The organism is Pseudomonas sp. ANT_H4, assembly GCF_008369295.1.
In the GTDB taxonomy this organism is placed as follows: Bacteria; Pseudomonadota; Gammaproteobacteria; order Pseudomonadales; family Pseudomonadaceae; genus Aquipseudomonas.
Genome location: NZ_VOBG01000018.1, coordinates 1 through 24880 on the forward strand (window position 1 = coordinate 1; position 24880 = coordinate 24880).

Here is a 24880-nt window from a genome sequence, read left to right on the forward strand (position 1 = left end):
TGATCAAAGGCAACCGCCTGCTGATGCAAGGCGATCGCCACTACGACTACGACGCCTTCGGCAACCTCCTGCGCGAACGCCGAGGTCGCGCCCAGCAACTGGTCACCGAATACCGCTACGACTGCCAGCATCGGCTGATCGCCGTCACTCAATCGGATGGCCGACAAGCCAGCTACCGCTACGACCCGCTTGGCCGGCGCATCAGAAAAACCATCGATGAGAAGAGCACCGAATTCTTCTGGCAAGGCGACACCCTGATTGCCGAACACTCAGAGGAACAACACCGCAGCTACGTCTACGAACCCGACAGCTTCCGCCCGTTAGCCTTGCTGGAAGGCTTTGGCCCGGAAAACGTCAAACCCTTCCATTACCAACTCGACCACCTCGGCACACCCCAGGAACTGACGAATCCCGACGGCGAAATCGTCTGGTCCGCCCACTACCGCGCCTACGGCCAAATCGCGAAGCTTGACGTTAACACCGTCAACAACCCGCTGCGCTTCCAGGGCCAGTACTTCGATCAAGAAAGCGGACTGCACTACAACCGCCATCGCTACTACAATCCGGACAACGGTCGCTACCTGACGCCCGACCCGGTGAAACTGGCGGGCGGGCTGAACGGATACCAGTACGTGCCCAACCCTACGGGGTGGGTGGATCCGTTGGGGTTAGCATGTGCACCTACAGACTGCCCACAGGCCGCTGGCGGAACATGGAAATTTAATTCCGATGTGGATCTTGATTGGAGAACAGTAAAGGGGAGTTCTTATCAACAAATGCGTAAAGCGCTGGACGAGGCATTTCACAGGACAGGCATATCAAAGGATGACTACACCGTGACTAAGTGGGGAAAAGACCAATATGGTAAGTCGTGGCCGGCAGAGTGGAGAGTATTAAGAGGTCCGAATAAGGGAGCAGAGGTAAACATCGACGATCCGGCGCTGATCCCAACTACTAAAGGTCCTGCCTCACCACATGCCGGTTACCAGACAGTAGGAAAAAGAGGCTATGGCGGAGCCAAAAGAGGGCATATATTGCTTGAACTACTTCCTGTTAGCCGTTCAAAAATTGGCACATCTCAATGAATTATTTAGAAGAAGAAATCGATGAAACTTTAATAGCTTTAGACATTGAGGGCAGAAAGCTAGACTCGAACGAGCTCAGCGCCCTGATCACATCTCTTAGTGAGAGTTTTTTTAAAACCAAACAAAAAACACTTAACCCTATTGATCTCAACATAAAAAGCGAGGAACACAATCCAAATTTTTGGAAAGAGATACAATCCCATATTCATAGTGAGAGGCTGATTTTTATTGTTTTCGACTCAGCCCACAGAGCTTGGGAGATATGTAGCTCCAAAAATCTTGCTCGTATTTTATCTGAAACAACGGGCTATCCTTTCTGGGTAACTGACCGAGACCTAACGTTCTTAGTCCACATGGATGACCATGACTGCGTAAGCTGGGCATAGACTACCTCTAAGAAGCAGCAATGGATGATGTAATTAGTTTTGTGCAAACGAAAAAAGGGACGAATCCTGAAGCCCCCCCACAAATCTACTCCAATGCAAGCGCCTGTTGATGCACATCGGTTCGCAACGTGCGTTCAAGTGGAGCTCACATAAACGTTTGGTATGGGAAGAAAAAAGGATCTCACTACCTTTTCGAAGGCCCACCAGAGCTTGTACTTAGGATAAATAGAAGGTTTTCAAAAAAATGAGTTACTTCGATGAACATTTGATATGCACGCTAAAGAAATAATGCATTCACCATATGCAACTGTCGAGCAGTGACCAGGAGCTCTTTGTCAATGAACTACAAAAAAAAGTCACTTTTATCGGGAATAAAATCCATTGGGCAACTCTGCAAAATCCAATCAGTCTTAGCACCTTAGAAAAAGACAGCGCTTTAACCGAAACATCAAAAAGGCTGAGCAGCCTGACTATTCAGAATGTGATTTTCTTGGGCGACGCAGCTATTGATCACGCTTACTCCATCAACATCACCGACATCAAAAAAGCAATTGAGATTTTTTCAGAGGTCCCTCAACATACATATATCTTCCCTGAAAACCTATGCTGGATAGGCTGTTTAGCATTTGAGGGCTACATGGATTACGCAGACCTTCAGTAAGGCCCCGTACTAAACGACCCCAATTATTTAACAAAGGTTTTAGGTGCCCCCCAAAGCCTCTACAACAAAACACGGCACCCAAAGAATGGAATGGCGGCCTAATACCGATACTCTAATACGCTTTGAAAGCCACCCAGGAGACTTAGGCCCTTTCAGTCCAAGACATCACGGGGAGCACTATCACATCGAACTTAAGCCAAATAATTTGAGCTGGAAGCAAGCCGAAAAACAAAAACTGCTCTTGAAAGTAAAACCCGAAAACTATCAACCCGGACATGGAACTGGTTTCTTGCCAGGCGAAAAGCACCCAGGAACTTAAAATGAAAAAATTTCCCGTTTCAGACGGAACAATCGAAAAAATAACGTGCAACCGAAACACATTGCTAATGGAGTTTACAGATTGGCAAGAGCAATCATGGATCATATCTTTTCAAGATTTGATTGCCTTCCAAGGTATTGGCGCCGTTGGTTCTGAAATATCTGAAATGTACGAAGCATCCGAGACAAGTCTCTCTGGAGAAGCGATGAGAGTTAATTCAAATGAGACTGGAAAAAACTACTGCTTCACTTCGAGTCGCGGAGGAGAAGTGATCTTCATAGTAGTGGCAGGTGACTATGACGCTGAAAAGATATAACCAAATCCGAGAACCAATTACTTTGGATAAATAATAAAGGGGACGAGAGGTAAAGTGCAGACAAGTCCGCCCACACACTTTGATCTTTATCAGGTCAACTGCCCAAGCGCTGCGCAGCCACAATCAACATCATCGGCCGCTCCTGCTCTTGCGCCAACTCCGGGCGGGCCTTGAGGTCCGCCTCACTTGGCCCCCACTCCTCGACATGACTCAAGGTAAAACCTGCCTTGATCAACAGGTTGATCAAGGTGCCCAAGGTGCGGTGCTGCTTGATCACACCCTCCGCCAGCCAATGGGTGACCCGCGGCCCTTCCTGCTGATAGCCGTTCACCGGCCAGCTCTTGCGCCCCTGGTCATCAATCAGCCAACCCGGCCCACGAGGCGCCATGAAGATCGGGTGTTCGATGGAAAACACCAGCCAACCACCAGGAACCAGCGACTCATGGACACGAGCGAACAGGCCCTTGAGGTCGACGATATAGTGCAAGGCCAGCGAGCTATAGGCCAGGTCGAAGGTAGCGACAGGAAGGTCCAGTTGCTCAAGGTCGGCAATGGCGTAAGTAATGGCTGGCGATGAAGTCATCTCGGTTGCCCGCGCCAGCATCTTTTGCGAGACATCCAGCCCCAATACCTGATCAGCGCCCTGCTCCTGGGCCCATCGGCTGAACCAGCCATAGCCGCAGCCCAGATCCACCACTTTCAAACCTGGCATGGGTGGCAGCAATGCCTGCAAGGCGGGCCACTCCGGCGCGCCGGCGAGGCCTTCCACTGAGCGACCCATCTTGCTGTAGCCCTCGAAGAAGGCCGGGGTGTCGTAGATGTTCTGGGTCATGGGATCGCTCCGTGCTGAGTGGTGCCTATTCTGCCGACTCAGGCCCCCGCCAACAACGCATCCACTTCAGCGGTACCCGGTGAAGTTGCCGGCCCCCAACGTGTGACCGCCAGTGCCGCCGCCGCATTCGCTCGGCGCGCCGCCGCGGCTGGCGTCAATCCATTAGCCAGGCCGGCGATAAACACCCCGGCATGAGCATCGCCCGCACCGTTGCTGTCCACCGCCTTAACCTTGAACCCTGGCACATGTTCGGTCTGCCCGTTACGGCCGATCCAGCAGCCGTTGGGCCCATCGCGCACCACCAGCAGCGTTTGCGCAGGCAGGTGGTCGTTGAGTTTGAGCAGCGCGTCAGCGATAGCCGCGGTGCCGGTAAAGGCCAGTGCCTCTGGACCGTTGCTGGTCCAGATATCGATACGGGGCAGCAAGACGGCCATCAGCGATGAGCCCGGCGCATTGACCAACGGGCCCGGATCGAACACCACCGCGATCTCCCTCGGCAACCCCAGCAACCAGTCGAGCAAAGGCTGAGCCTTGCCCTCAAGCAACAGGCTATAGCCGCTGACGTAAACATAGTCGTCGGTGCGGGGGACCGTACGGGCCAAGTTCTCGGCGCTTAGTTCACCTTCGGCGCCCATATGGGAAATGAAGGTGCGCTCAGTGGTCGCTTCGGTCAGTGCCACGCACAGGCCGGTGTCCTCGCCCTCGCTGGCGGCCAGGGCCATTTCGATGCCTTGCGCCTGCATCGCCGCACGGGCCAGGTCGCCGAAACGCCCCTTGCCGTGCCGTCCTAGGTACACCACCGGCAAGCCGTTGCGCTGGGCGGCTGCCATCACGTTAAAGCCGCCACCGGTTTCGAAGCTGGCGGATTGCGCCAGCACATCGCCGCCTGACGCGGGCAGCTTGTCGAGGGACATGACCAGGTCGACGATGACCTGGCCTGTGTGAAGCAATCTAGACATTAGCGTTCTCTAACAAAGCAGGGCGACGATCCGCAGCGCCACCCAATACCGCATAAATTCCGCCGGCCACCAGGAAAGTGACGATCCAGCCCAGGCCGTTATGCCCCAACCAGGAATCGGACAGCGGCCCGGCGAACCAGATGTTCTCGGCAGTGGTGCCGATGGTGGTGAAGCTGAAGCCCAGCACAATCGCGATCACCCAGGCACCAAACGCGCGCCATTCAATACCGCCGCGATACCAGTAGGCACTGCTGGGTGTGACGTCCAGCAAATCCTTGGGGCTGTAGTAATGGCGATGGATCAGATCGACGACAAAGATCCCCACCCAGGCGGTGATTGGCACTGCCAGCAACGAGATAAAGGTGATGAACGGGCCGTAGAAGCTGTCGGCGATCAGCATGAAGTAAATAGAACCGGCGAAAATCGCGACTATGTCGACAATCACGGCATGCACGCGCTTGACCTTCAAGCCGAGGGTCAATGTGGTCAGGCCTGCCGAATACACCGACAGGTTGTTGGACAGCAATAGCCCGCCAAACGCGGTGATCAGGTACGGCACGGCCATCCAGGTCGGCAGCATGTCGCGGATCGCGATGACCGGGTCAGTGGCCGAGGCCAGGTCATTGTTGCCCACCGACAGCAGGCCACCGAGGGTAATCAGCAGCACCAGCGGAATCCCCGCACCGAAGGCTGCGGACGCCACCAGGCGCACGGCCTTGACGCTGCGATGCTGGTAGCGGGACATGTCGGCACCGGCATTGGCCCAACCAATCCCGGTGCCGGCGGCCATGGTGCCGACGCCGATGATCATCGCGCTCAGCGGTGCCGGGGTGGCGTTGAATACGGCGCTCCAGTCGATGGTGGCGCAGAGGAAACCACCCACCAGGATATTCAACGCGCCGAACACGTAGGTCGCCCACTTCTGGATCACCAACAAGGTGGCATGGCCCAGGCCCGAGACGGCCAGGGTCAGCAGTACGAAAATGCCGATAAACAGCAAGGTCAGCAGCGGTGCGCTTTTTGCGGCCACCGGCGAGTTGAACAGGATCGAGCACAACGACAGCAGCACGAACGCGGCGGTGGTGGTGTTGACGGTTTCCCAGCCCAGGCGCGACATCAGCGACACCAGTGTCGGGCCGATATTGCCGCGTACACCAAAGATCGCCCGGGACAGGGTCAGGCTCGGTGCGCGACCACGACGGCCGGCGATGGAGATGATCCCCACCACCGCAAACGAGCCAGCAGCGCCGAGGATCGCAACGATGATTGCCTGCCAGATGGCCAGGCCGCGAAACGCCACCAGAGTCGCTCCCAGCGGCAAGCCGAGAATGCTGATATTAGCGGCGAACCAGACCCAAAACAGTTGCAGCGGATGACCGTTGCACTCGCCTTCCGGGACCGGCTCGATACCGCGCGTTTCCAACTGCCCGGCGCTTTGGCCGGAAGATGTCGAACTCATGACGGGGTGCTCCTGATGCCTGTTTTGTTGTGGTTGTGGCAGTTTCGCAAGTTGAATCAACATCCCGGCATTCCTGTGGGAGCAGGCTTGTCGGGTCGCTGCAGCGCTGCGATGGCATCATCTCGGTATCCCTTAGAGACCGAGTCGCCTGCATCGCGGGCAAGCCCGGCTCCCACATGGAACCGGATACTGCATGGGGTCTGTGGCGCTCAGCGCAACGCCAGCAGCCCCTGGACCAGCGGCTGCAAGTCCAGGCCGTTAACCTGCTTGACCTGCTCAATCAGCGACTCAGGCCAGCACTGCATCCCCAGGCAAGCGCCAAGCATCGCGCCGAGAATCGCGGCAATAGTGTCGGTGTCGCCGCCGAGGCTGGCGGCCATGCACAGGGCTTCGAAAGCATCCATCTCGCCCACTGCCACTTGCTGTGCGAGGGCAAAGGACACCACCACCGATTCCTGGGAGGCAACGGAGGTACCGATCAATTCGTAGAGCAGGTCGGCGAACAGGGCCTTGTCGCTACTGCCGACACTCAACGTCCGCGCCCAACTGATGCGGGTGGCGATACGTCCGCCGGCGACCCAGTTACCGTGACTTTCGGCCTGTTGCGCGATCTGCGTGCCGATGTTCAGTGCCTCACCCAAATCAACGCCGTTGATGCCGGCCGAAACCACCGCTGCCACTGCGGCGGCACTGGCGATACCCAGGGTGGTGTTGTGCGTGACCTGGCATGCCTGGATCACCGACTGGATAAAGGCTTGCGGGTCAGTGACATCCGCCGCAATACCCACCGGCGTGATGCGCATCGCCGCGCCATTGGTGGTGCCGTAGCGTCCGGATTCTTGCGGGGTGTGGCCGGCCAGGATCATATCGATGGCCCGCTTGGTCGACGGACCCAGCAGGTCCTGGGAGCCTTTGGCGCGCATCACCGCTTCCCAGTCGATCAGGCGTTGAGCGAGTTCGGTCGGGTCGATTTTGCCCTGGCCGTCCACCAGCAGTTGACCTACCAGAATCGCCTGCTCGGTGTCATCGGTGATTGAGCCCTTGGGCATGTTCGGCGCAATCGGCTGATCAGCGCCGGCATCTTCCAGGGCGGTGATTGCTCCGAAGCGGGCCTTGACCTGTTCACGACTCAGGGACTGGGTAGGCATGCCTAAGGCATCGCCCAATGCCAGGCCATAGAAAGCGCCGAGGGCGCGGGTATGCGGGGTCATTACGAACCTCAAAATTGAAGGTGCAAACGAAAATGCAGAGGGTCGAGCCAGCTTTCGACGTACTCCATGAAACGGTCCTGACGGTCGTAGGTAGTGCGCAGGGTCTTGAGGAAAACCGTGCCGGCAGGACGACCCAGTAACTGGGCGTCGGTGTCGCTCAAGGGCTCGGCGCCGATCCATTGATCGCCGCCAGCACCCACATAGCCGTAAGCCGCGAGGGTGATGGTCAGGGAGTTGTCGATCAGACCGACCCGAGGAAGGCCTTCCAGGCCACCGGAGGCGGGCATCAACGAACGCTCCAGGGACACGGCGGTGCCATCAGCGGTGCGTCGGCGGCGGTCGAGGGCGATGAACTGATCGCTGCCGTAGCGGCTGAGCAGATCCGGGCGGGTTACCGCTTCCAGGCGCAGGACGTCGGTGGTCACAAAGGCACCGGTATCGGCCAGGGCCTGGGCCCAGCCGCTGCGCTGGTCAAGGACCATGCCGTCAAAGGTGACGATGGAGCCGACACCACTCTGGGTGGCGATGTAGCTGCGACGCTTGAGCTCCGCGAGTGCCTCACGCAGCGTGCCGCGACTGACCGAAAACTCTTCGGCCAGTTGATGCTCACCTGGCAGCAGGAAACCGTCGGCCATGACTCCGCCCTCGATACGGCGGATCAGTTCGTCGACGACGCGTTTTTTCTTATCAAATCGTACATGTCTAATCATGTACAAACTGATAACCGAAAGCGCCTCGCTGCAGCAAGCAAATTATTTCAAGGGAAAGGGGAAATCGGTCTCAGGGTTCCAGGCCGATGGGGAAAAATACCCCGCCACTCCATACGCCAAGCCAGTTCTGACCGTTGATCGGACGAGACACCGCCAGCTCCACCAACTGGTAGAAAGCGTTGCGATGAACCAAGGCTTCTAGGTTGGTGCGCACCCGCAAATAAGGTGCCGGCTCTTGAGTATCTGGATCAATCACCACCCGCAGCGGATGCTCTAGGCCAGCCTCGACCTGATCCTCAACGTTAGTGGTAAAGCGCAGGACCTGGCTTTCGCCCTGCCCTTCAACTTCCAGGGTCAAGGCGATGAAGGGGGCATCGTCGACCTTGATCCCGACCTTTTCCACCGGGGTAATCAGGAAGTAATCATCGCCATCGCGGCGGATGATGTTGGAGAACAGCTTGACCATGGGTTTACGGCCGATGGGCGTGCCCATGTAGAACCAAGTACCGTCACGGGCAATTCGCATGTCGATATCGCCGCAAAAATCCGGGTTCCACAGGTGAACCGGCGCCGGTCCCTTGCCCTTGGGCAGTTGTGCCAACAGGTCGTTGGCCTTGGCCGAATCGCTCATGCTGTCTCCTTTGACTTACTGATCACTCATGCCCAACAGACTGCGAGCGTATTGCGCAAGCGGCGGCCCAAGCAGATCTTCGGGTTTGTTGTCGTGCAACGTCAGTAAACCGCCACGACTGCGAATCCGTGCAGTATCAATCAAATACTGGGTACTGGTCTCGATCAACATGATCTGGATGACGCCGCTGTCGATCCCCAGCCGGTCCACGGCCTGCTGGTCGGTCCATTCGTCGGCATTGCCGATCCGGTCGTCGGCCTTGGCAAAGCGCGTATACAGCAGGTAATGGGCGCCGACGCTGCGGGCTTCGGCCATCGCCTCCTCCAGACCTTCCGGCGAGCGGGCGCGGCGGACCATGGGGAAGTATTCGATAAAGCCGTTGAACGCTTCTTCGGCCACCACGTTGGGGCGTGGATAGGCGCTGCCCGGCGGGGTGAATGCACCTTGGGCGATAAAGATAAAGGAGTCCGGCTGTATGCGGATCGAGTTGGAACGGCGGGTATTGCTGTGATCCAGCAACCCGGCATCGCTCATCTGATAGCGAGTGCCTTCGGCCATATCGCTGACTGTCATGCAGCCGCCCAGCGCTAACGACGCCAGCAACAAAACCAGACTACGCATCCTATCCTCCAGAGGCCGGTGACGGAAAACCGGCGAATAGGCACGAGATGCAGATTTTGCGCCAGCTTGAGCGACTAGCCGCCAATGATCTTCATGATCGTGGCCCCGCCGGAAAACGCCACTTCCTGCTTGTCACCCAAGGCCTTGACCAGCAAGCGCTGCAAGGCCGGCAAAGCCTGGTGACGCGGCTTGTCCAACAGGTCGCCGACATAGTGGCGATTGCTCGACGACAGGCAGCCATGCAGCCAACCGGTGGACGACAGGCGCAACCGTGAGCAGGTACGGCAGAACGGCACGCTTTCGTTGGCGATCACGCCGAAGAAGCCTTTGCCGGGCACTTCATAACGCACCGCGGTGGCATCCACCGGAGCGTCGGCTTGCAGGTAGTCGTGATGGGCGCCAATCAGGCTCAGCAACTGCTGCAGGCTGACGAACTGCTGGAGGAAGGCATTGGAGTCGCTGGCCAGGTGGCCCATGCGCATCAATTCGATAAAGCGCAGCTCGTAGCCACGCTCCAGGCAATAGTCGAGCAGCGGCAGAACCTGGTCCAGGTTCTGCCCGCGCAACGGCACCATATTGACCTTGATTTTGATCCCTGCGGCGCGCGCCTGGTCCATGCCATCGAGCACGGTGGCCAAGTCGCCGCCACGGGCGATGCTGCGAAAGGCATCAGCGTCCAGGGTATCGAGAGAAACGTTGATCCGGCGAATCCCTGCATCCACCAACAACGGCAGCTTGCGGGCCAGCAGTTGGCCGTTGGTAGTCAGGCTGATATCACTCAGGCCCATCTTGCCTACCGCGCCCATAAAGGCTTCAAGCTTGGGGCTGACCAGCGGCTCGCCACCGGTAATACGCAGGCGATCGATGCCGGCAGCCTCGATCAGATAGGCGACGCCCCGCGCCATGGCCTCGGCCGAGAGCTCGTCTTGCGCAGCCACCAGCCGCTTGCCGTTTGGCACGCAGTAGGTACAGGCGTAGTTGCAGGCTGAGGTCAGGCTGATTCGCAAATTGCGAAAACGCCTGCCTTGACGATCAACGATCATGGATCACTCCGGCAGAGGATAATTCGGGCACACTAAAACCTGACTGATAAATCAGATTTTAGCAAGAACCTTACCTGAGTATATTCCTGGGTTACTGCACCTAGCAGTAAATTATCTGGCAATTGACTTAGGCGGCAGGCGTTTCGGCACTCGGCAGCTCGGTGCTGTGCTTGCGCTTGTTGCCCATGCGCACGCCGATGTCCATCAGGAACTGGAAGAACCCTTCCTGATCTTCCAGCACGTTGCTCCAGAACGGCGAGTGGTACAGCGCCACGGCGCCGTGCACCAACGCCCAAGCGGCGCAGTAATGGAAATATGGCGGAACGTCTTCGAGCTTGCCTTCGCTGATGCGGCCCTTGATCAACAGGGTCAGGCGTTCGAAGTTCGAGGCACGAATCTTGTGCAGTTCCTCGACCATCTCGGGCACCTGGTTGCCCTTGACCACCTTCTCTTCCAGACGATCAAACAAGCGGTAGCGTTGCGGGTCGCGCATGCGGAATTCGAAATAGGCTCGGGACAAGGCTTCCTTGTCCTTGTCGACATCGGCCGAGTGCAGCAACTCATTCAAATCCCGCTCGTAGTCGAGCATCAGGCGCAAATAGATCTCGGCCTTGGACTTGAAGTGCTTGTAGATCGTGCCTTTGCCGATACCCACGGCATCCGCAATCATCTCGACAGTGACGCTGTCTTCACCCTGTTCGAGGAACAGCTTGAGTGCGATGTCGAGAATTTCCTGCTCGCGGCGGCGAAACTCACGGACCTTACGGGGTTCTTTGTGCATAAGAAAAAGGTCTGCAGAGGTCAGTAATGGAAGGGTTACGTACCGCATGCTTCGATTGGCGATGCGTGACGGAACGTTTTACCCGGTCCGAGGGATTATCCGGACTGTACGGTCGTTGGGCAACGTCTATATGAACAACCCTTGCACTTAACTTACAGCCCGCCAACGATTGGAGCTGTATGGGTCAGAAATAATACGCACCACCCTGCAGCGTGCATCGTCTCAATGAGAACTCAACCGAAGCGGGCGTATTCCAAATCTGTTTAAAAAACGATCAGATGCGGCTGGACTGAACGGGATACTGATCAATACTTGAAATGTCGGCGTGACATCTCCCCCAAGTGACGCGCCGATATGGGCACCGACGGACTGTGTGCCCTTGTTTTACTCCTAATGGTCTTAACCCGGATTCACCCCCCAGAACCCGGGTTTTTTTTGCCTGGGATTTAACCCGCGCGCATTAACCAACGTGAGCCTGCGCAAACAGGCGCTTGAAGTTCTCTGTGGTCTGCTCGGCAAAGCGCTCGTAGGACTCGCCCCGCAACATCGCCAGATAGTCCGCCACATCCCGCACGTATTCCGGCAGGTTCGGCTTGCCACGATGAGGGATAGGCGCCAGGTAAGGCGAGTCGGTTTCCACTAGCAGGCGGTCCGCCGGTACTTGGCGTGCCACATCCCGTAGGGCGTCGGCATTGCGAAAGGTAACGATACCCGACAAGGAGATGTAGAAGCCCAGGTCCAAGGCAGCCTTGGCCATGTCCCAATCTTCAGTGAAGCAATGCAGCACACCGGCCTGGGGCAGCGCGGCTTCCCGTAACAGTGCCAAGGTATCGGCACGGGCGCCACGGGTGTGAACGATCACCGGTTTGCCGGTCTGTTGCGCGGCTTGCAGGTGCAGGCGAAACGACGCTTGCTGCAACTCGGCCGCTTCCGGTTCGTAGTGATAATCCAGGCCTGTCTCGCCGATCGCGACTACTCGGGGGTGATTGAGCTCACCCAGCAGCCAATCCAGGGCCGGCGCTTCGCCGGGCTTGAGGTCCAGGGGATGGATACCCACCGAGCAATCGACATCGGCATAGCGCTCGGCCAAGGCTTTGACATCGGCGGCGTTTTCGGCGCTGACGCCAATGCACAGGAAGTGCCCTACCCCGCGCTGGCGAGCAGCGTCGAGAGCGGCGTCCAGGGAACCGTTGTGTGCAGTAAGGTCGAGACGGTCAAGGTGACAATGGGAATCTACGAGCATAGGAAGTTACAACTTGCGTCACTGGGAGTGTCTGACCAACGGTAAACCCGTGGGCCCCGAAAAAATCAGCGGCGGCCGAGCAACCCGACCCATTGCACCAGCAACGCCTCAAGCAGCAGCACCCGATTGAGGTTGGCCTTGCCCAGGACTTTCTGGCGCTGGGCGAGTATCCAGTCCTGAATATTCAAGACCTTGTCCTGAGCGCTCTTTTGCGCCAGGTATTGCACAACCTTACGCATATCCATCAAGCCCAGACCGCTTTCATCCTGGGTCAGTTGGTAGCGCAGAATCAGGCTGGACCAGTCGCAGAACCAGTCGAACAGCAGCAGCAGTGGAATATCTTTCCAGGCTGTTTCGGCCAGTTGCGTGGCGGATAGCTCTTGCTTGAGCAGTTTTTTCACGCCATCGACCACCAACGCCCGTTGCTCGCGCACGCCCTGAGCCTGCAACTTGACTGCGGCCAATGGCGAGCCGGCAGCCAGGGTCAGCAACTCGATACGCGCTTCTGCACTGCACTCCGGCAAGGCTTGGCCCAACCACTGCAAACTCATGGCCTCGCTCGGCAACGGGCAAGCCTGTTGCACGCAGCGACTGCGAATGGTCGCCAACAAACGGCTGGACTGGTGACTGACCAACAGCAGCACGGTGTTGCCAGACGGCTCCTCCAGGCTTTTGAGCAAGGCGTTGGCAGCGTTGATGTTCATCGACTCTACCGGCTCGATCAACACCACCTTGCGTCCACCCATCTGTGCGGTCTGCACCACAAAGCTGACCAGGTCACGAACCTGATCGACCTTGATTGCCTTGTCGGCTTCTTCCGGTTCCAGCACGTAGTTGTCCGGATGACTGCCGGCCTTGAGCAGCATGCACGATTTGCACTCGCCGCAGGCTTCCAGGCCATGCGGACTCTGGCACAGCAGGCTGGCCATCAAGCGCTCGGCCAACGCCCGCTTGCCGATGCCCACCGGCCCATGGAGCAAATAGGCATGGGCGTGCTGGGCACGACCGGCCAGTTGCTGCCACAGACTGTCCTGCCATGGGTAGGCTTCAGCCACGGTAAAGCTCCAACAGTTTCGGCATCAGGGCATCCAGTGCCCGCTGAACCTGAGTCAGAGGCTGCGCCGCGTCCACCAGGCAATAGCGCGCCGGGTCTGCCTTGGCGCGCTTGAGATAGGCACTGCGCACGGCGTCGAAAAATACCCGGCCTTCCAGCTCGAAGCGGTCAAGGCGCCCACGAGCGCTGGCTCGGGCCAGACCGACTTCCACCGGCAGGTCGAACACCAGGGTCAAGTGTGGGCGCAAGTCGCCCTGGACAAAGGTTTCCAACGTCGCGATACGTTCAAGGGACAAGCCACGGCCGCCGCCCTGATAGGCGTAAGTGGAATCGGTAAAACGGTCACAGATCACCACTGCGCCACGGGCCAGGGCCGGGCGAATCACTTCGCCCAGGTGCTGGGCGCGGGCGGCAAACACCAGCAGCAGCTCGGTGTCCGGGTTCATCTGCTCGTCGCCCGGAGCCAGCAACACCTCGCGGATCCGCTCGGCCAGGGGCGTACCGCCCGGCTCGCGAGTCAGCAATACCTCGATGCCTTCGGCCCGCAGGCGTTCGGCCAAGTATTCGCGGTTGGTGCTTTTGCCTGCGCCTTCCGGGCCTTCCAGGGTAATAAACAAGCCAGTCACAGGCAGTCCTTAGTCAGAGTCATTGCGGGCTTTGTGGCGCAGCGGCGTCAGGTGCCGGGGATTGCTCCGCCGGGACTTCGGGCGGTGCGTCAGCAGGGAGCGGCGTACTGTCCACCGGCTTCGCTGCCGGCGCAGGGCTGGAACGATAATCGGCGCGGCGCTTGATCTGGTACTCACGCACAGCAGAATTATGCGCATCCAGGTTGTCGGAGAAAATATGGCTACCGTCGCCACGGGCAACAAAATACAGGCTACTGCCAGGCACCGGGTTCAGTGCAGCATGAATCGCTTCGCGGCCGACCATGGCAATCGGCGTCGGCGGTAAACCGGGAATCGTATAAGTATTGTAGGGCGTAGGCTCCTTGAGATGAGCGCGGGTCAGCTTACCGTTGTACTGCTCGCCCATGCCGTAGATCACGGTCGGGTCGGTTTGCAGCGGCATGCCGATTTTCATGCGTCGCACAAACACTCCAGCAATCTGCCCGCGCTCTTCAGGCACTCCGGTCTCTTTTTCCACCAGAGAAGCCATGATCAGCGCTTGATAAGGTTCGGTGTAGGGAACAGCCGGGGCACGCTTGCTCCATTCCTGGGCAAGGACATCGTCCAGACGGCTGTAGGCCTTCTTCAGCAGTTCGGCGTCAGTCATGCCACGCACGAAGCGGTAGGTATCGGGGAAGAAGCGCCCTTCCGGAAAGACGCCCGGATGGCCGAGCTTGTCCATCACCTCGCTGTCACTCAAGCCTGACAGGGTCTGCTCGATCTTTTCATGCTTGGCCAGGGCGGCGCGCACTTGGCGGAAGTTCCAGCCCTCCACCAGGGTCAAGCTGTATTGCACCACCTCACCGCGCTGCCACAGGCCGATCAGGCCCTGCGCAGTCATGCCGGGAGACATGCGGTACTCACCACTGTGCAGTGGCTGACCATCAAGGTTGAAGCGCCAGTAGAGACGCAACCAGAACGCGTCCTGGATCACACCATCAGCTTGCAGGCGATTGAAGGTGCCTGTCGGTGTCGATCCGGCGGGCACATCCAGCAACTGCTCTTGCGTCAGGCTCAAGGGCTGCTCAAGGGCGCTATTGAGCTTCCAGGCCGAAGCACCCAGCAGCAAACCTGCCAGGACCAGACCAATCTCCAGCAGCAGTACAAATTTACGTCTCAAATCAAATATCCAATAGCGCGCGAACAATGCCTTGCAGTTTACGGGTGAGTGGCCCAATCGACCAGCTCATCACCCCACACCCATGCACCGGCCAAATGCCATATACGCTGTTGCAAACAAAGACTTCGTCCGCCTGCTGCAACTGTTCAAGGCTGATATCGGTGACATTCACCGGGATACCCAACGTACCCGCCTGGGCCAACACCTCGGCCCGCATGACGCCGGCGACACCGCAGCGATTCAGATCAGCGGTCAGCAACATGCCGTCACGAACCAGGAACAGATTGCTGAAGACGCCTTCGATGACTCGACCGGAGATATCCAGCATCAAACCTTCGGCGTGATCGGCATCCTGCCACTCGGAACGGGCAATCACCTGTTCCAGGCGGTTGAGATGCTTGAGACCCGCGAGCACGGGTTGCTCGGACAAACGGATGGCGCACGGAAACAGGCGTATGCCCGATAAAGCATGCGTCTCTGGATAAGTGGCGGGCGGATTGCCCTGCAGAATACGGCGCGCTGTTGCGCCAGGTTGAATGCCATAACCGCGCTGGCTGTCGCCTCGGGTCAGGATCAGCTTGAGTACACCATCACCCAGTGCGGCGGCATAACTCAGCAATTCGCTGCGGATCAGGTCCTGATCCGCAACAATCGCCAAACGCCTGCAGCCTTCGGCGAGGCGCTGCAGGTGGCGGTCGAGCAGCACGGGGCGCCCAGCCTTGACGGCAATGGTTTCAAACAAGCCATCGCCGTATGCCAGGCCGCGATCTTTCAGAGGCACTGTGTCCGCTGGCTGACCGTCGACCCAGCTGTGCATCACTCGGCGAACCGGCGGAACACCAGAGAACCGTTGGTGCCACCAAAACCGAACGAGTTGGACAACACCACATCGATCGGCATCTTCTGCGGCTCGTGAGGCACGAAGTTCAAGTCACAGCCTTCGTCTGGCTCATCAAGGTTGATGGTCGGCGGTGCGACCTGATCCTTGATCGCCAGCACGCTGAAGATCGCCTCGACCGCGCCCGCCGCACCTAACAGGTGACCGGTCATGGACTTGGTGGAGCTGACCGCCAGGTTGTAGGCGTGCTCGCCGAACACCGACTTGATGGCCTCGGCTTCCGCCAAATCGCCAGTCAGCGTTGAAGTGCCGTGGGCGTTGATGTATTGCACCTGGTCGACGTTGATCTTCGCATCCCGCAGCGCATTGGTGATGCAGCGCGCTGCACCCGCACCGTCAGCCGGTGGCGACGTCATGTGGTAGGCGTCACCGCTCATGCCGAATCCGATCAACTCGGCGTAGATGGTAGCGCCACGGGCCTTGGCGTGCTCCAGCTCTTCGAGGACCAGCGCACCGGCACCGTCGGACAGCACGAACCCATCACGGCCCTTGTCCCACGGACGGCTGGCACGGTCCGGCTCGTCATTACGAGTCGACAGCGCACGGGAAGCACCGAAGCCGCCCATGCCCAGCCCGCAGGCGGCCATCTCGGCGCCACCGGCGATCATCACGTCCGCCTCGTCATAGGCGATATTGCGCGCCGCCATGCCGATGCAGTGAGTACCTGTGGTGCAGGCTGTGGAAATGGCGTAGTTAGGCCCCTGCGCACCCAGGTGGATGGACAGGAAACCAGAAATCATATTGATGATCGAACCTGGCACGAAGAATGGTGAAATTCGACGAGGCCCGGATTCGTGCAGGGTGCGGCTGGTTTCTTCGATATTGGTCAGACCACCAATACCCGAACCCATAGCCACTCCGATGCGCTCACGGTTGGCGTCGGTTACTTCCAGGCCGGCATTTTGCACCGCCTGAAAACCTGCTGCCAAACCGTATTGAATGAACAGGTCGAGTTTACGGGACTCCTTGATCGAGAGATATTCCTCGACATTGAAGCCCTTTACCGAGCCGCCAAAACGGGTGGAATAGGCAGAAAGGTCCCTATGTTCAATCAGACCAATACCACTGCGGCCAGCCAGAATGCCCTGCCAACTGCTCGGCACATCCGTGCCCAGTGGCGATAACATACCCATACCGGTGACTACGACGCGTCTACGCGACACAGCACTCTCCTTTTTCTAATGACGACACTTTGCATCAGGCCTAAAGGAAAAAACCGCACGCCATAGGGCAGTGCGGTTTTTCCATCACAGCAAGCGACGATTACAAATTACTTGCTATCGTGAGCAGTAACGTAGTCGATAGCAGCTTGAACGGTAGTGATTTTTTCAGCTTCATCGTCAGGGATTTCGGTCTCGAATTCCTCTTCCAGAGCCATCACCAGCTCAACGGTGTCAAGGGAGTCGGCACCCAGGTCTTCAACGAAGGAAGCGCTATTGGTCACTTCTTCTTCTTTAACGCCCAGTTGCTCGGCAACGATTTTCTTGACGCGCTCTTCGATGGTGCTCATACCTTGTTTTCACTCCTAATGGACAAATTCAGGCAGCTGGCCAGTGGGTAAGTGTATAGAAAGGCTTTTCAGTTTTTCAACTGAAAGCTTCACCCTCCTACCCTATCGGCCATCTGACTATAAATAGATTGCAGCTTTATAACGGATTTTAGACAGCACGTATGACATTTTTTTGAAGCAATCCGTCACAATTTAACTCATGTACATCCCGCCGTTCACCGGAATTGTAGCTCCAGTCACGTATGCCGCACCGTCGGATGCCAGGAAAGCGACCACATTCGCGATCTCTTGAGCCTGGCCCAGACGGCCCAGCGGAATCTGCGTCAGCAAGGCTTCACGCTGTGCTTCAGGCAATTCGCGGGTCATATCGGTATCGATGAACCCAGGGGCCACCGAGTTGACCGTAATCGACCGCGAGCCGACTTCACGCGCCAATGCACGACTGAAACCTTCCAGACCTGCCTTGGCGGCTGCGTAGTTTACTTGGCCTGCGTTGCCCATGGCACCTACTACCGAGCCAATATTGATAATTCGGCCCCAACGCGCCTTGGTCATGCCACGTAAAACCCCCTTGGACAGGCGAAACAGACTGTTCAAGTTGGTGTCGACAACGTCATGCCACTCGTCGTCTTTCATGCGCATCATCAGGTTATCGCGGGTGATACCGGCATTGTTGACCAGAATAGCCGGCACACCGAATTGCGCCGATATTTCGGCCAATACCGCTGCGACTGATTCGTCACTGGTCACATTGAGCTCAAGGCCCGTGCCTTGAACGCCGTTTTCCTTCAAGGTCGCGGCGATACGCTCGGCGCCGGCGGCGGAGGTCGCGGTGCCGATGACTACAGCGCCCAGGCGCCCCAACTCCAGGGCGATAGCCTGGCCAATCCCGCGGCTTGCGCCGGTCACCAGTGCAACTTTACCTTGCAGACTCATGCAGGCTTCTCCTTATTTCAGGCCTGTGCCGCAAGAGCGGCAGCGAAGGCATCCGGGGTATTGAGATTGGAAGTCGACACGCCTTCGGCGCAGCGCTTGTTCAGGCCGGCCAGGACTTTGCCTGGACCACATTCGACCAACTGCGTGGCACCTTGAGCAGCCAAGGCCTGGATCGATTCAACCCAACGGACTGGCTTGTACAGCTGCTCAAGCAAGTCACGCGTGAGGGTTTCCAAGTCTGGGGCAACAGCAGCGCTAACGTTTTGCACCAGCGGGATCTGTGGCGCCTGCCAGTTGATCGCGGCGACTGCCTGCGCAAAGCGCTCGGCAGCCGGGCGCATCAATTCGCAGTGGGACGGCACACTGACTGGCAGCGGCAGCGCACGCTTGGCACCACGAGCCTTGCAGCCTTCGATGGCGCGCTCGACAGCGGCCTTGGCACCGGCGATCACCACCTGGCCTGGCGAGTTGAAGTTGACGGCGCTGACCACTTCGCCCTGGGCCGCTTCGGCGCAGGCTGCAATCACGTCAGCATCTTCCAGACCGAGAATGGCAGCCATGCCGCCCTGCCCAGCTGGAACAGCCTCTTGCATCAGTTGGCCGCGACGCTCTACCAGCTTGACCGCTTCACCGAGGGTCAGGCTTCCAGCCGCCACCAGGGCGCTGTATTCGCCCAAGCTATGGCCAGCGACGTAGGCCGGGCGCACACCACCTTCAGCCAGCCAAAGACGCCACAGCGCGATAGAGGCGGTGAGAATGGCCGGCTGGGTCTTGTCAGTTTGATTGAGCTGCTCTTCCGGCCCCTGCTGGGTCAGCGCCCAAAGGTCGTAACCCAGGGCGTCGGAAGCTTCCTTGAAGGTTTCCAGAATCAGCGGATATTGCGCGCCCAACTCGGCCAACATGCCGAGGGACTGCGAACCTTGCCCTGGAAAGACGAATGCGAGGGATGTAGACATGTAACAAGCCCCTAATGATCTGGTCGTCGGAGAATTGACGCCCCACAGGTGGGAGCGCAAGAAACTGACAAATTGGATGGTCAATTGAACTGGCCGGTCACATTGTAAGCATTCCCGGACCAATTCGCCTAAGGCAGCAGATCCTCAAGACGGCCGTGCAAGCGTTGCGGCAGGCTTTCCTGGATTTCGATCAATGCACGCTGAATGGCACTTTGAAAGCCCTGCACCCCTGCTGAACCGTGACTTTTCACCACTATCCCCTGCAAGCCAAGAAAACTCGCGCCATTATGCCGCGCTGGCGCCAGGTCTGCCTGCAGTCGCCGCATCAACGGCAGCGCCAAGGCGCCCACCAGGCGCGAAGCCAGGTTCCTCCTGAACAACGTCTCGATGCGCGCGGCAATCATGGTGGCCAGCCCCTCGCTGGACTTGAGCAGGATATTGCCGACAAAACCGTCGCACACCACCACATCCGCTTCGCCGCGATACAAACCGTCACCTTCGATAAACCCGATGTAGTTCAAGCCCCGCGCGCGCTGCAGGAGGCTGGCGGCCAGCTTGACTTGCTGATTGCCCTTGATGTCCTCGGTGCCGATATTCAGCAAGGCAACCCTAGGCCGGACAACACCCAGCGCTTCGGCCGCCACTGAGCCCATCACAGCAAACTGCAACAGATTCTCGGCACTGCAATCGACATTCGCCCCCAGGTCCAGCAATTGGCAATAGCCACGCTGAGTCGGAATCGCCGCCACCATCGCCGGTCGATCAATCCCTGGCAGGGTCTTCAGCACATAGCGCGACAAGGCCATCAAGGCCCCGGTATTGCCGGCGCTGACTACGGCCTGGACCTTGCCATCACGCAACAACTCAAGCGCTACGCGCATGGAAGAGTCAGGCTTGCCACGCAAGGCCTGCGCAGGTTTTTCATCCATGCCGATGGTTTCGCTGGCGGCCGTAATCGTCAGGCGCACGCGATCCACAGCCGAATGGCTGGCAATCAGTTCTTCAAGTAGGGAGGGTTGACCGACGAGGGTCAGGTGCAGCGAGGGCGTGGCAGACAGGCAAGCAATGCTGGCCTGAACAATGCTGCGGGGACCGAAGTCCCCGCCCATTGCGTCAATCGCGATGACTTGAGCAGACAAGTGATTACTCGTCAGCGCCCTTGTCGATCACTTTACGGCCACGGTATACGCCTTCTGGCGATACGTGGTGACGCAGGTGAATTTCACCGGTGGTTTTTTCTACAGACAGAGTGCTAGCCGTCAGGGCGTCGTGCGAACGACGCATGTCACGGGCAGAGCGGGATTTTTTGTTCTGCTGAACAGCCATAATTGATTAACTCCTAAACGTTTGGGTCACGCTTTAACTGCGCCAATACACTGAACGGGTTGGACCGCGTTACCTCGTCCTCGCTCGGTTCGGGCTCATCGAGACCCGCCGGCTGCTGGCATTCTTCCGGATGATGAGCAGGCACAATGGGCAAGGCAAGCAAAAGCTCCTCCTCAACCAGTGACTGCAGATCCAAAGGATCTTCGCCCAGTTCCAGAACGTCATAACCTTTCGGCAACGACTGGGTATTCGCACCCTCTTTCACCACAACATAACTGCATTCGCTGTGGATCGGCAGGGTGACCAGCTCAAGACAACGCTGGCAAACCATTTTGACCTCGGTGTCGATAAAGCTGTGGATCACCACAGACTTACGTTCATCTCGCTCAAAAATAAATTTAGCCTGCACCGTACCGACAGTGTCGGAAAGCGGGTCGCAGAGTCTCTCCAAATCGGCCAGCAGCAGTTCACCTTGAAGGGTGGTGCCACGATCAGCCAATTTGCGCGGGTCAACGTGAGGTGGAATCGGGTCATTCAACATAGGCGCAGCATTATAGGGATGCACCCAGCCATGTCAAAGGAAATTCAGCCCTGTGCGTCACCCGACCACCTCGCTAGAATCCGCGACTGCCTTGAGGAGACGCCCATGCTGCCTTTATTACTTGCTTCAAGCTCGATTTATCGCCGGGAATTGTTGAACCGCTTGCACCTGCCGTTCATCTGCAGCTCGCCCAATATCGACGAAAGCCACCGACCGGACGAGTCCGCCGCAGAGTTGGTCAAGCGCCTGGCCGAAGAAAAAGCCCGCGCCCTTGCTGGCAGCCATCCAGGCCACTTGATCATCGGATCGGACCAGGTAGCTGCACTCGACGGAAAAATCATCGGCAAGCCCCACACCTTCGAAAACGCCCGCGAGCAACTGCTGGCAGCCAGTGGCAAGCGCGTCAGTTTTCTCACCGGCCTAGCCGTACTGAACAGCAACACCGGCCACTGCCAGGTCGACTGCATCCCCTTTACCGTACACATGCGCACGCTCGACGCAGCACGCATCGAGCGCTACCTGCGCATTGAACAGCCCTACGACTGCGCTGGCAGCTTCAAGGCCGAAGGCTTGGGGGTAAGCCTGTTTCAAAGCACTGAAGGCCCTGACGCGACCAGCCTGGTGGGTTTGCCGCTGATTCGACTGGTAGATATGTTGCTGGCCGAAGGCATACAGATTCCGTAACCCGCCAAAACAGAAAACCGGCCACAAGGGCCGGTTTCCATTAAGCGGTGTCAATCAGCGCAAGGTCGGCCCTTGAAAGCCCATCCACATCGCCAACTGCTCAGCCACACTAGCGCCGAGCTTTTTCGAGAAGCGATCAAACGGCGACTCCTGGACGGTGAAGTCCACTAGCTCTTTCTCGCCAATCACATCGCGCGCTACTGAACTGGCACTGCCCAGGCCATCGATCAAGCCCAGCGGTAGCGCCTGCTCACCCGACCAGACCAACCCCGAGAACAGCTCCGGATGATCTTTATCCTTGAGCCGATCACCGCGCCCTTGCTTGACGCTGGCAATGAACTGCCGATGAGTGGTATCCAGCACGCCCTGCCAGAACTGAGTTTCGTCAGCCTTTTGCGGCTGGAACGGATCCAGGAACGACTTGTGCTCGCCAGACGCGTAGGTGCGGCGCTCAACACCCAGCTTCTCCATGGCGCCAACAAAGCCGTAGCCGGCCGCCGTCACACCAATGGAGCCCACCAGGCTAGCCTTGTCGGCGTAAATCTGATCAGCGGCACTGGCGATGTAGTAGGCACCAGAAGCCCCCAAGTCGGAAATAACCGCGTACAGCTTGATGTCCGGGTGCAAGGCGCGCAGGCGACGAATTTCGTCATACACGTAACCCGACTGCACCGGACTACCACCCGGACTGTTGATGCGCAGAATCACGCCCTTGACCTTGGAGTCCTCGAAAGCCGTCCGCAGGCTGCTGACGATGTTGTCGGCGCTGGCAGACTCCTTGTCGGCAATCACCCCGCGCACTTCGATCAATGCTGTGTAATTACCGCTACGGGTGGCGCTTTTCTCCATATCCACCAGCGGACTGAACAGCGCCAGCATTCCCAACAGGTAAATAAAGGTCAGGAGCTTGAAAAAGATCCCCCAACGCCGGGAGCGACGCTGCTCCTGGACACTGGCCAGCAAGGTTTTCTCCAGCAGCTTCCAACTTTTGTCATCGCCGCTATCGGCACTGGCCTTCTCAGGCGCTTTCCACTCATCGGTCATGCCATCTACCCCAGCAAATACTTAACTAGCCCGACTGAGCCAGGCCTGCAATTCAGCAAAACGGTCAATCGTCAGCCTTGGCTCATACGCCTGCAAGGCTTGGCCAGACTGGGCGCCGTAGCTGACCGCCACGGAATCCATCCCGGCATTACGCGCCATCATCAGATCGAACGACGCATCACCCACCATCAATGCCTGACGGGGCGACACGCCACAATGAGCGAGGATCTGCTCAAGCATCAGAGGATGAGGCTTGCTGGCGGTTTCATCCGCAGCACGAGTGACATCAAAATAATCTTCCCAACCATGCGCCTTGAGCACCCGATCCAGGCCTCGACGGGCCTTGCCGGTGGCCACCGCCAAGTGATAGCCCTCGGCACGGAACGCTTCCATGGACTGCACCACCCCCTCAAACAGCGGCGAAGGCTGGGCATCCAGAGCCATGTAGTGATCGGCATAGCGCTGACGAAACGCTACCAGCTCATCGTCGCCAATCTCCGGGTACAGGGTGCGGATTGCTTCCGGCAAGCCCAGGCCGATGATGCCCTTGACTGCCAGGTCGCTGCACAGCTCATACCCAGAACGCGCCGAAGCCGCATGCATCGACTCCACAATCCGACCAATGGAATCGCACAGAGTGCCATCCCAATCAAAGATCAGCAGCTTGTAGTCAAGGCGCGACACTCAGGCGCTCCACGGTCTTGGCCCACATTTCATCGACAGGCGCTTGTAGCTTCAATTCGCCACCATCGGGCAGCGGCACAGTCAGCATATAGGCGTGCAGGAACAAGCGCTTGCCGCCCAGGTCACGGATTTCCTTGGAGAAACCCTCGTCACCGTACTTGGTATCGCCGGCAATGCAGTGACCCGCATGCAGGGTATGAACGCGAATCTGGTGGGTACGACCCGTAATGGGCTTGGCCTCAACCATCGTTGCGAAGTCACCAAAGCGACGCAGCACCTTGAACAGGGTCAGCGCTTCCTTGCCCTCCTCGTTCACCTCGACCATGCGCTCGCCGGAGCGCAGGTTGCTCTTCTGCAACGGCGCTCGCACGCTCTTGATCGACGTCGCCCAGTTGCCACGGACCAGGGCCATGTAGCGTTTATCGATACCGTCACCGCGCAGGGCGGCGTGCAGGTGGCGCAACATGCTGCGCTTTTTCGCGATCATCAGCAGGCCGGAGGTGTCACGATCCAGGCGATGGACCAACTCCAGCTCCTTGGTATCAGGGCGCAACTGACGGAAGGCTTCGATCACCCCGTAGTTGAGGCCGCTGCCCCCGTGCACAGCAATGCCGGCAGGCTTGTTGATCACGATCAGCGCCTTATCTTCGAAGATAATCGACGCCTCAAGGCGCTGCAACAGCCCCTGAGCCAAGGGAACGGGCTCGTCGCGCTCAGGCACCCGTACCGGCGGCACACGGATGATATCGCCCGCCTGCAACTTGTACTCGGGCTTGATTCGGCCCTTGTTCACGCGCACTTCGCCTTTACGCAAAATGCGATAAATCAAGGTCTTGGGCACGCCTTTGAGCCTGGCAAGAAGAAAGTTGTCGATGCGTTGGCCGGCATATTCCGGCGAGACCTCAAGCAGCTGGACGCTGGGGGTCTGGGGGGCGGTAGTCGTCATGGCGAGAATGATAACAATTTTTTATGGAATTGAAGCACTTAATCATTGCTGCTATAGTCGCGAACGTCGCCAAAAGCGGCCTGGACAGAGGACTAACGGCAAACAGCCGGCCCTGACCATCGCAATTCATCAGGACGCGAGGCCGTCCTACGGGGCTTTCGCCACCTTGGAAGGCTCAAGATTGTAACAAGCGCAGGTGACATGAGGCCTGAAGCGAGTGCAAAGAGCAGAGCAATTACTCGCCTTTTGCGCCGATATT

The 24880-nt window shown here is 58.1% G+C and carries 29 protein-coding genes; 5 read left to right on the top strand and 24 right to left on the bottom strand.

All coding sequences use genetic code 11. The features are described 5' to 3' along the window. The 4 genes from FQ182_RS20665 to FQ182_RS20685 form a co-directional block, all read left to right on the top strand. Positions 1-1085, top strand: a 1085-nt coding sequence (locus tag FQ182_RS20665) for a polymorphic toxin type 47 domain-containing protein (protein ID WP_178114497.1), incomplete at its 5' end; no start/stop codon positions are given. Beyond that, positions 1082-1471 carry a hypothetical protein gene (locus FQ182_RS20670; protein WP_149413485.1) on the top strand — a complete coding sequence of 130 codons (390 nt, stop codon included), beginning with the start codon at positions 1082-1084 and terminating at the stop codon, positions 1469-1471. The genes FQ182_RS20665 and FQ182_RS20670, both read left to right, overlap by 4 nt. Positions 1472-1772: 301 nt before the next feature. Beyond that, positions 1773-2132 (top strand): hypothetical protein, encoded by a 360-nt coding sequence (locus FQ182_RS20675; RefSeq protein ID WP_149413486.1) that lies wholly within the window; start codon positions 1773-1775, stop codon positions 2130-2132. 320 nt (positions 2133-2452) lie between these two features. Next, complete coding sequence (locus FQ182_RS20685) at positions 2453-2767, top strand: hypothetical protein (protein WP_149413487.1); 315 nt, start codon at positions 2453-2455, stop codon at positions 2765-2767. A 94-nt stretch (positions 2768-2861) separates the two neighbouring features. Here the strand turns inward: FQ182_RS20685 and FQ182_RS20690 are convergent, their stop codons facing one another. The 21 genes from FQ182_RS20690 to FQ182_RS20790 all read right to left on the bottom strand — a co-directional run bounded on the left by FQ182_RS20690 (position 2862) and on the right by FQ182_RS20790 (position 21263). Next, positions 2862-3599: a bifunctional 2-polyprenyl-6-hydroxyphenol methylase/3-demethylubiquinol 3-O-methyltransferase UbiG gene (locus tag FQ182_RS20690; RefSeq protein WP_149413488.1), complete on the bottom strand. Its 738-nt coding sequence runs from the start codon at positions 3597-3599 to the stop codon at positions 2862-2864. A 38-nt stretch (positions 3600-3637) separates the two neighbouring features. Further along, positions 3638-4558 carry a PfkB family carbohydrate kinase gene (locus tag FQ182_RS20695; RefSeq protein WP_149413489.1) on the bottom strand — a complete coding sequence of 307 codons (921 nt, stop codon included), beginning with the start codon at positions 4556-4558 and terminating at the stop codon, positions 3638-3640. Continuing rightward, positions 4551-6017, bottom strand: a complete 1467-nt coding sequence (locus FQ182_RS20700; RefSeq protein WP_149413490.1) for a cytosine permease — start codon at positions 6015-6017, stop codon at positions 4551-4553. The genes FQ182_RS20695 and FQ182_RS20700 overlap by 8 nt, the downstream gene beginning before the upstream one ends. A gap of 209 nt (positions 6018-6226) precedes the next feature. Then, a complete protein-coding gene (locus tag FQ182_RS20705; protein ID WP_149413491.1) occupies positions 6227-7228 on the bottom strand; it encodes an ADP-ribosylglycohydrolase family protein in 1002 nt (333 codons plus the stop codon). An 8-nt stretch (positions 7229-7236) separates the two neighbouring features. After that, a complete protein-coding gene (locus tag FQ182_RS20710) occupies positions 7237-7938 on the bottom strand; it encodes a GntR family transcriptional regulator (RefSeq protein WP_149413492.1) in 702 nt (233 codons plus the stop codon). Between the two features lie 70 nt (positions 7939-8008). Beyond that, positions 8009-8569 (bottom strand): DUF1285 domain-containing protein, encoded by a 561-nt coding sequence (locus FQ182_RS20715; protein WP_149413493.1) that lies wholly within the window; start codon positions 8567-8569, stop codon positions 8009-8011. Between the two features lie 15 nt (positions 8570-8584). After that, positions 8585-9190, bottom strand: a complete 606-nt coding sequence (locus tag FQ182_RS20720; protein ID WP_149413494.1) for a DUF4823 domain-containing protein — start codon at positions 9188-9190, stop codon at positions 8585-8587. Positions 9191-9264: 74 nt separating this feature from the next. Beyond that, complete coding sequence (locus FQ182_RS20725) at positions 9265-10233, bottom strand: GTP 3',8-cyclase MoaA (RefSeq protein ID WP_149413495.1); 969 nt, start codon at positions 10231-10233, stop codon at positions 9265-9267. A 127-nt stretch (positions 10234-10360) separates the two neighbouring features. After that, on the bottom strand, positions 10361-11014 hold the full coding sequence (locus FQ182_RS20730) for a TetR/AcrR family transcriptional regulator (RefSeq protein WP_149413496.1): 654 nt from the start codon (positions 11012-11014) through the stop codon (positions 10361-10363). Between the two features lie 460 nt (positions 11015-11474). After that, on the bottom strand, positions 11475-12257 hold the full coding sequence (locus FQ182_RS20735) for a TatD family hydrolase (RefSeq protein WP_133099176.1): 783 nt from the start codon (positions 12255-12257) through the stop codon (positions 11475-11477). A gap of 65 nt (positions 12258-12322) precedes the next feature. Beyond that, positions 12323-13312 (bottom strand): DNA polymerase III subunit delta', encoded by a 990-nt coding sequence (locus FQ182_RS20740; RefSeq protein ID WP_149413497.1) that lies wholly within the window; start codon positions 13310-13312, stop codon positions 12323-12325. Next, positions 13305-13937 carry a dTMP kinase gene (gene tmk, locus FQ182_RS20745; protein ID WP_149413498.1) on the bottom strand — a complete coding sequence of 211 codons (633 nt, stop codon included), beginning with the start codon at positions 13935-13937 and terminating at the stop codon, positions 13305-13307. The genes FQ182_RS20740 and tmk overlap by 8 nt, the downstream gene beginning before the upstream one ends. A 19-nt stretch (positions 13938-13956) precedes the next feature. Further along, complete coding sequence (mltG, locus tag FQ182_RS20750) at positions 13957-15096, bottom strand: endolytic transglycosylase MltG (RefSeq protein ID WP_149413499.1); 1140 nt, start codon at positions 15094-15096, stop codon at positions 13957-13959. Position 15097: 1 nt separating this feature from the next. After that, complete coding sequence (gene pabC, locus FQ182_RS20755; protein ID WP_149413500.1) at positions 15098-15913, bottom strand: aminodeoxychorismate lyase; 816 nt, start codon at positions 15911-15913, stop codon at positions 15098-15100. Then, entirely contained in the window at positions 15913-17157 is a 1245-nt protein-coding gene (gene fabF / locus FQ182_RS20760; protein ID WP_149413501.1) for a beta-ketoacyl-ACP synthase II, read from the bottom strand. The genes pabC and fabF overlap by 1 nt, the downstream gene beginning before the upstream one ends. 107 nt (positions 17158-17264) lie before the next feature. Further along, entirely contained in the window at positions 17265-17504 is a 240-nt protein-coding gene (gene acpP, locus FQ182_RS20765; protein ID WP_133099182.1) for an acyl carrier protein, read from the bottom strand. Positions 17505-17696: 192 nt separating this feature from the next. Beyond that, positions 17697-18440 carry a 3-oxoacyl-ACP reductase FabG gene (gene fabG, locus FQ182_RS20770; RefSeq protein WP_133099183.1) on the bottom strand — a complete coding sequence of 248 codons (744 nt, stop codon included), beginning with the start codon at positions 18438-18440 and terminating at the stop codon, positions 17697-17699. A gap of 17 nt (positions 18441-18457) precedes the next feature. Beyond that, positions 18458-19396, bottom strand: a complete 939-nt coding sequence (fabD, locus tag FQ182_RS20775; RefSeq protein WP_149413502.1) for an ACP S-malonyltransferase — start codon at positions 19394-19396, stop codon at positions 18458-18460. Positions 19397-19524: 128 nt separating this feature from the next. Beyond that, the gene (gene plsX, locus FQ182_RS20780) at positions 19525-20535 is read right to left on the bottom strand and encodes a phosphate acyltransferase PlsX (RefSeq protein ID WP_149413503.1); all 1011 of its coding nucleotides are present in this window, start codon (positions 20533-20535) and stop codon (positions 19525-19527) included. A gap of 4 nt (positions 20536-20539) precedes the next feature. Then, on the bottom strand, positions 20540-20722 hold the full coding sequence (gene rpmF / locus FQ182_RS20785; protein ID WP_008152339.1) for a 50S ribosomal protein L32: 183 nt from the start codon (positions 20720-20722) through the stop codon (positions 20540-20542). Between the two features lie 13 nt (positions 20723-20735). After that, positions 20736-21263 (bottom strand): YceD family protein, encoded by a 528-nt coding sequence (locus FQ182_RS20790; RefSeq protein WP_133099186.1) that lies wholly within the window; start codon positions 21261-21263, stop codon positions 20736-20738. Between the two features lie 105 nt (positions 21264-21368). Here FQ182_RS20790 and FQ182_RS20795 point away from each other — a divergent pair, with 105 nt between their 5' ends. Then, entirely contained in the window at positions 21369-21947 is a 579-nt protein-coding gene (locus FQ182_RS20795; RefSeq protein WP_149413504.1) for a nucleoside triphosphate pyrophosphatase, read from the top strand. Positions 21948-22001: 54 nt separating this feature from the next. On the opposite strand, the gene FQ182_RS20800 is transcribed toward FQ182_RS20795, so the two are convergent. From FQ182_RS20800 to rluC, 3 genes are read right to left on the bottom strand one after another with little or no spacing between them, the layout of a single operon-like run. After that, positions 22002-22991 carry a S49 family peptidase gene (locus FQ182_RS20800; RefSeq protein WP_149413505.1) on the bottom strand — a complete coding sequence of 330 codons (990 nt, stop codon included), beginning with the start codon at positions 22989-22991 and terminating at the stop codon, positions 22002-22004. A 21-nt stretch (positions 22992-23012) separates the two neighbouring features. Continuing rightward, the gene (locus FQ182_RS20805) at positions 23013-23675 is read right to left on the bottom strand and encodes an HAD-IA family hydrolase (RefSeq protein ID WP_149413506.1); all 663 of its coding nucleotides are present in this window, start codon (positions 23673-23675) and stop codon (positions 23013-23015) included. Continuing rightward, positions 23662-24621, bottom strand: a complete 960-nt coding sequence (gene rluC / locus FQ182_RS20810; protein ID WP_149413507.1) for a 23S rRNA pseudouridine(955/2504/2580) synthase RluC — start codon at positions 24619-24621, stop codon at positions 23662-23664. Before rluC ends, FQ182_RS20805 begins: the two co-directional genes overlap by 14 nt. Positions 24622-24880: the final 259 nt, after the last annotated feature.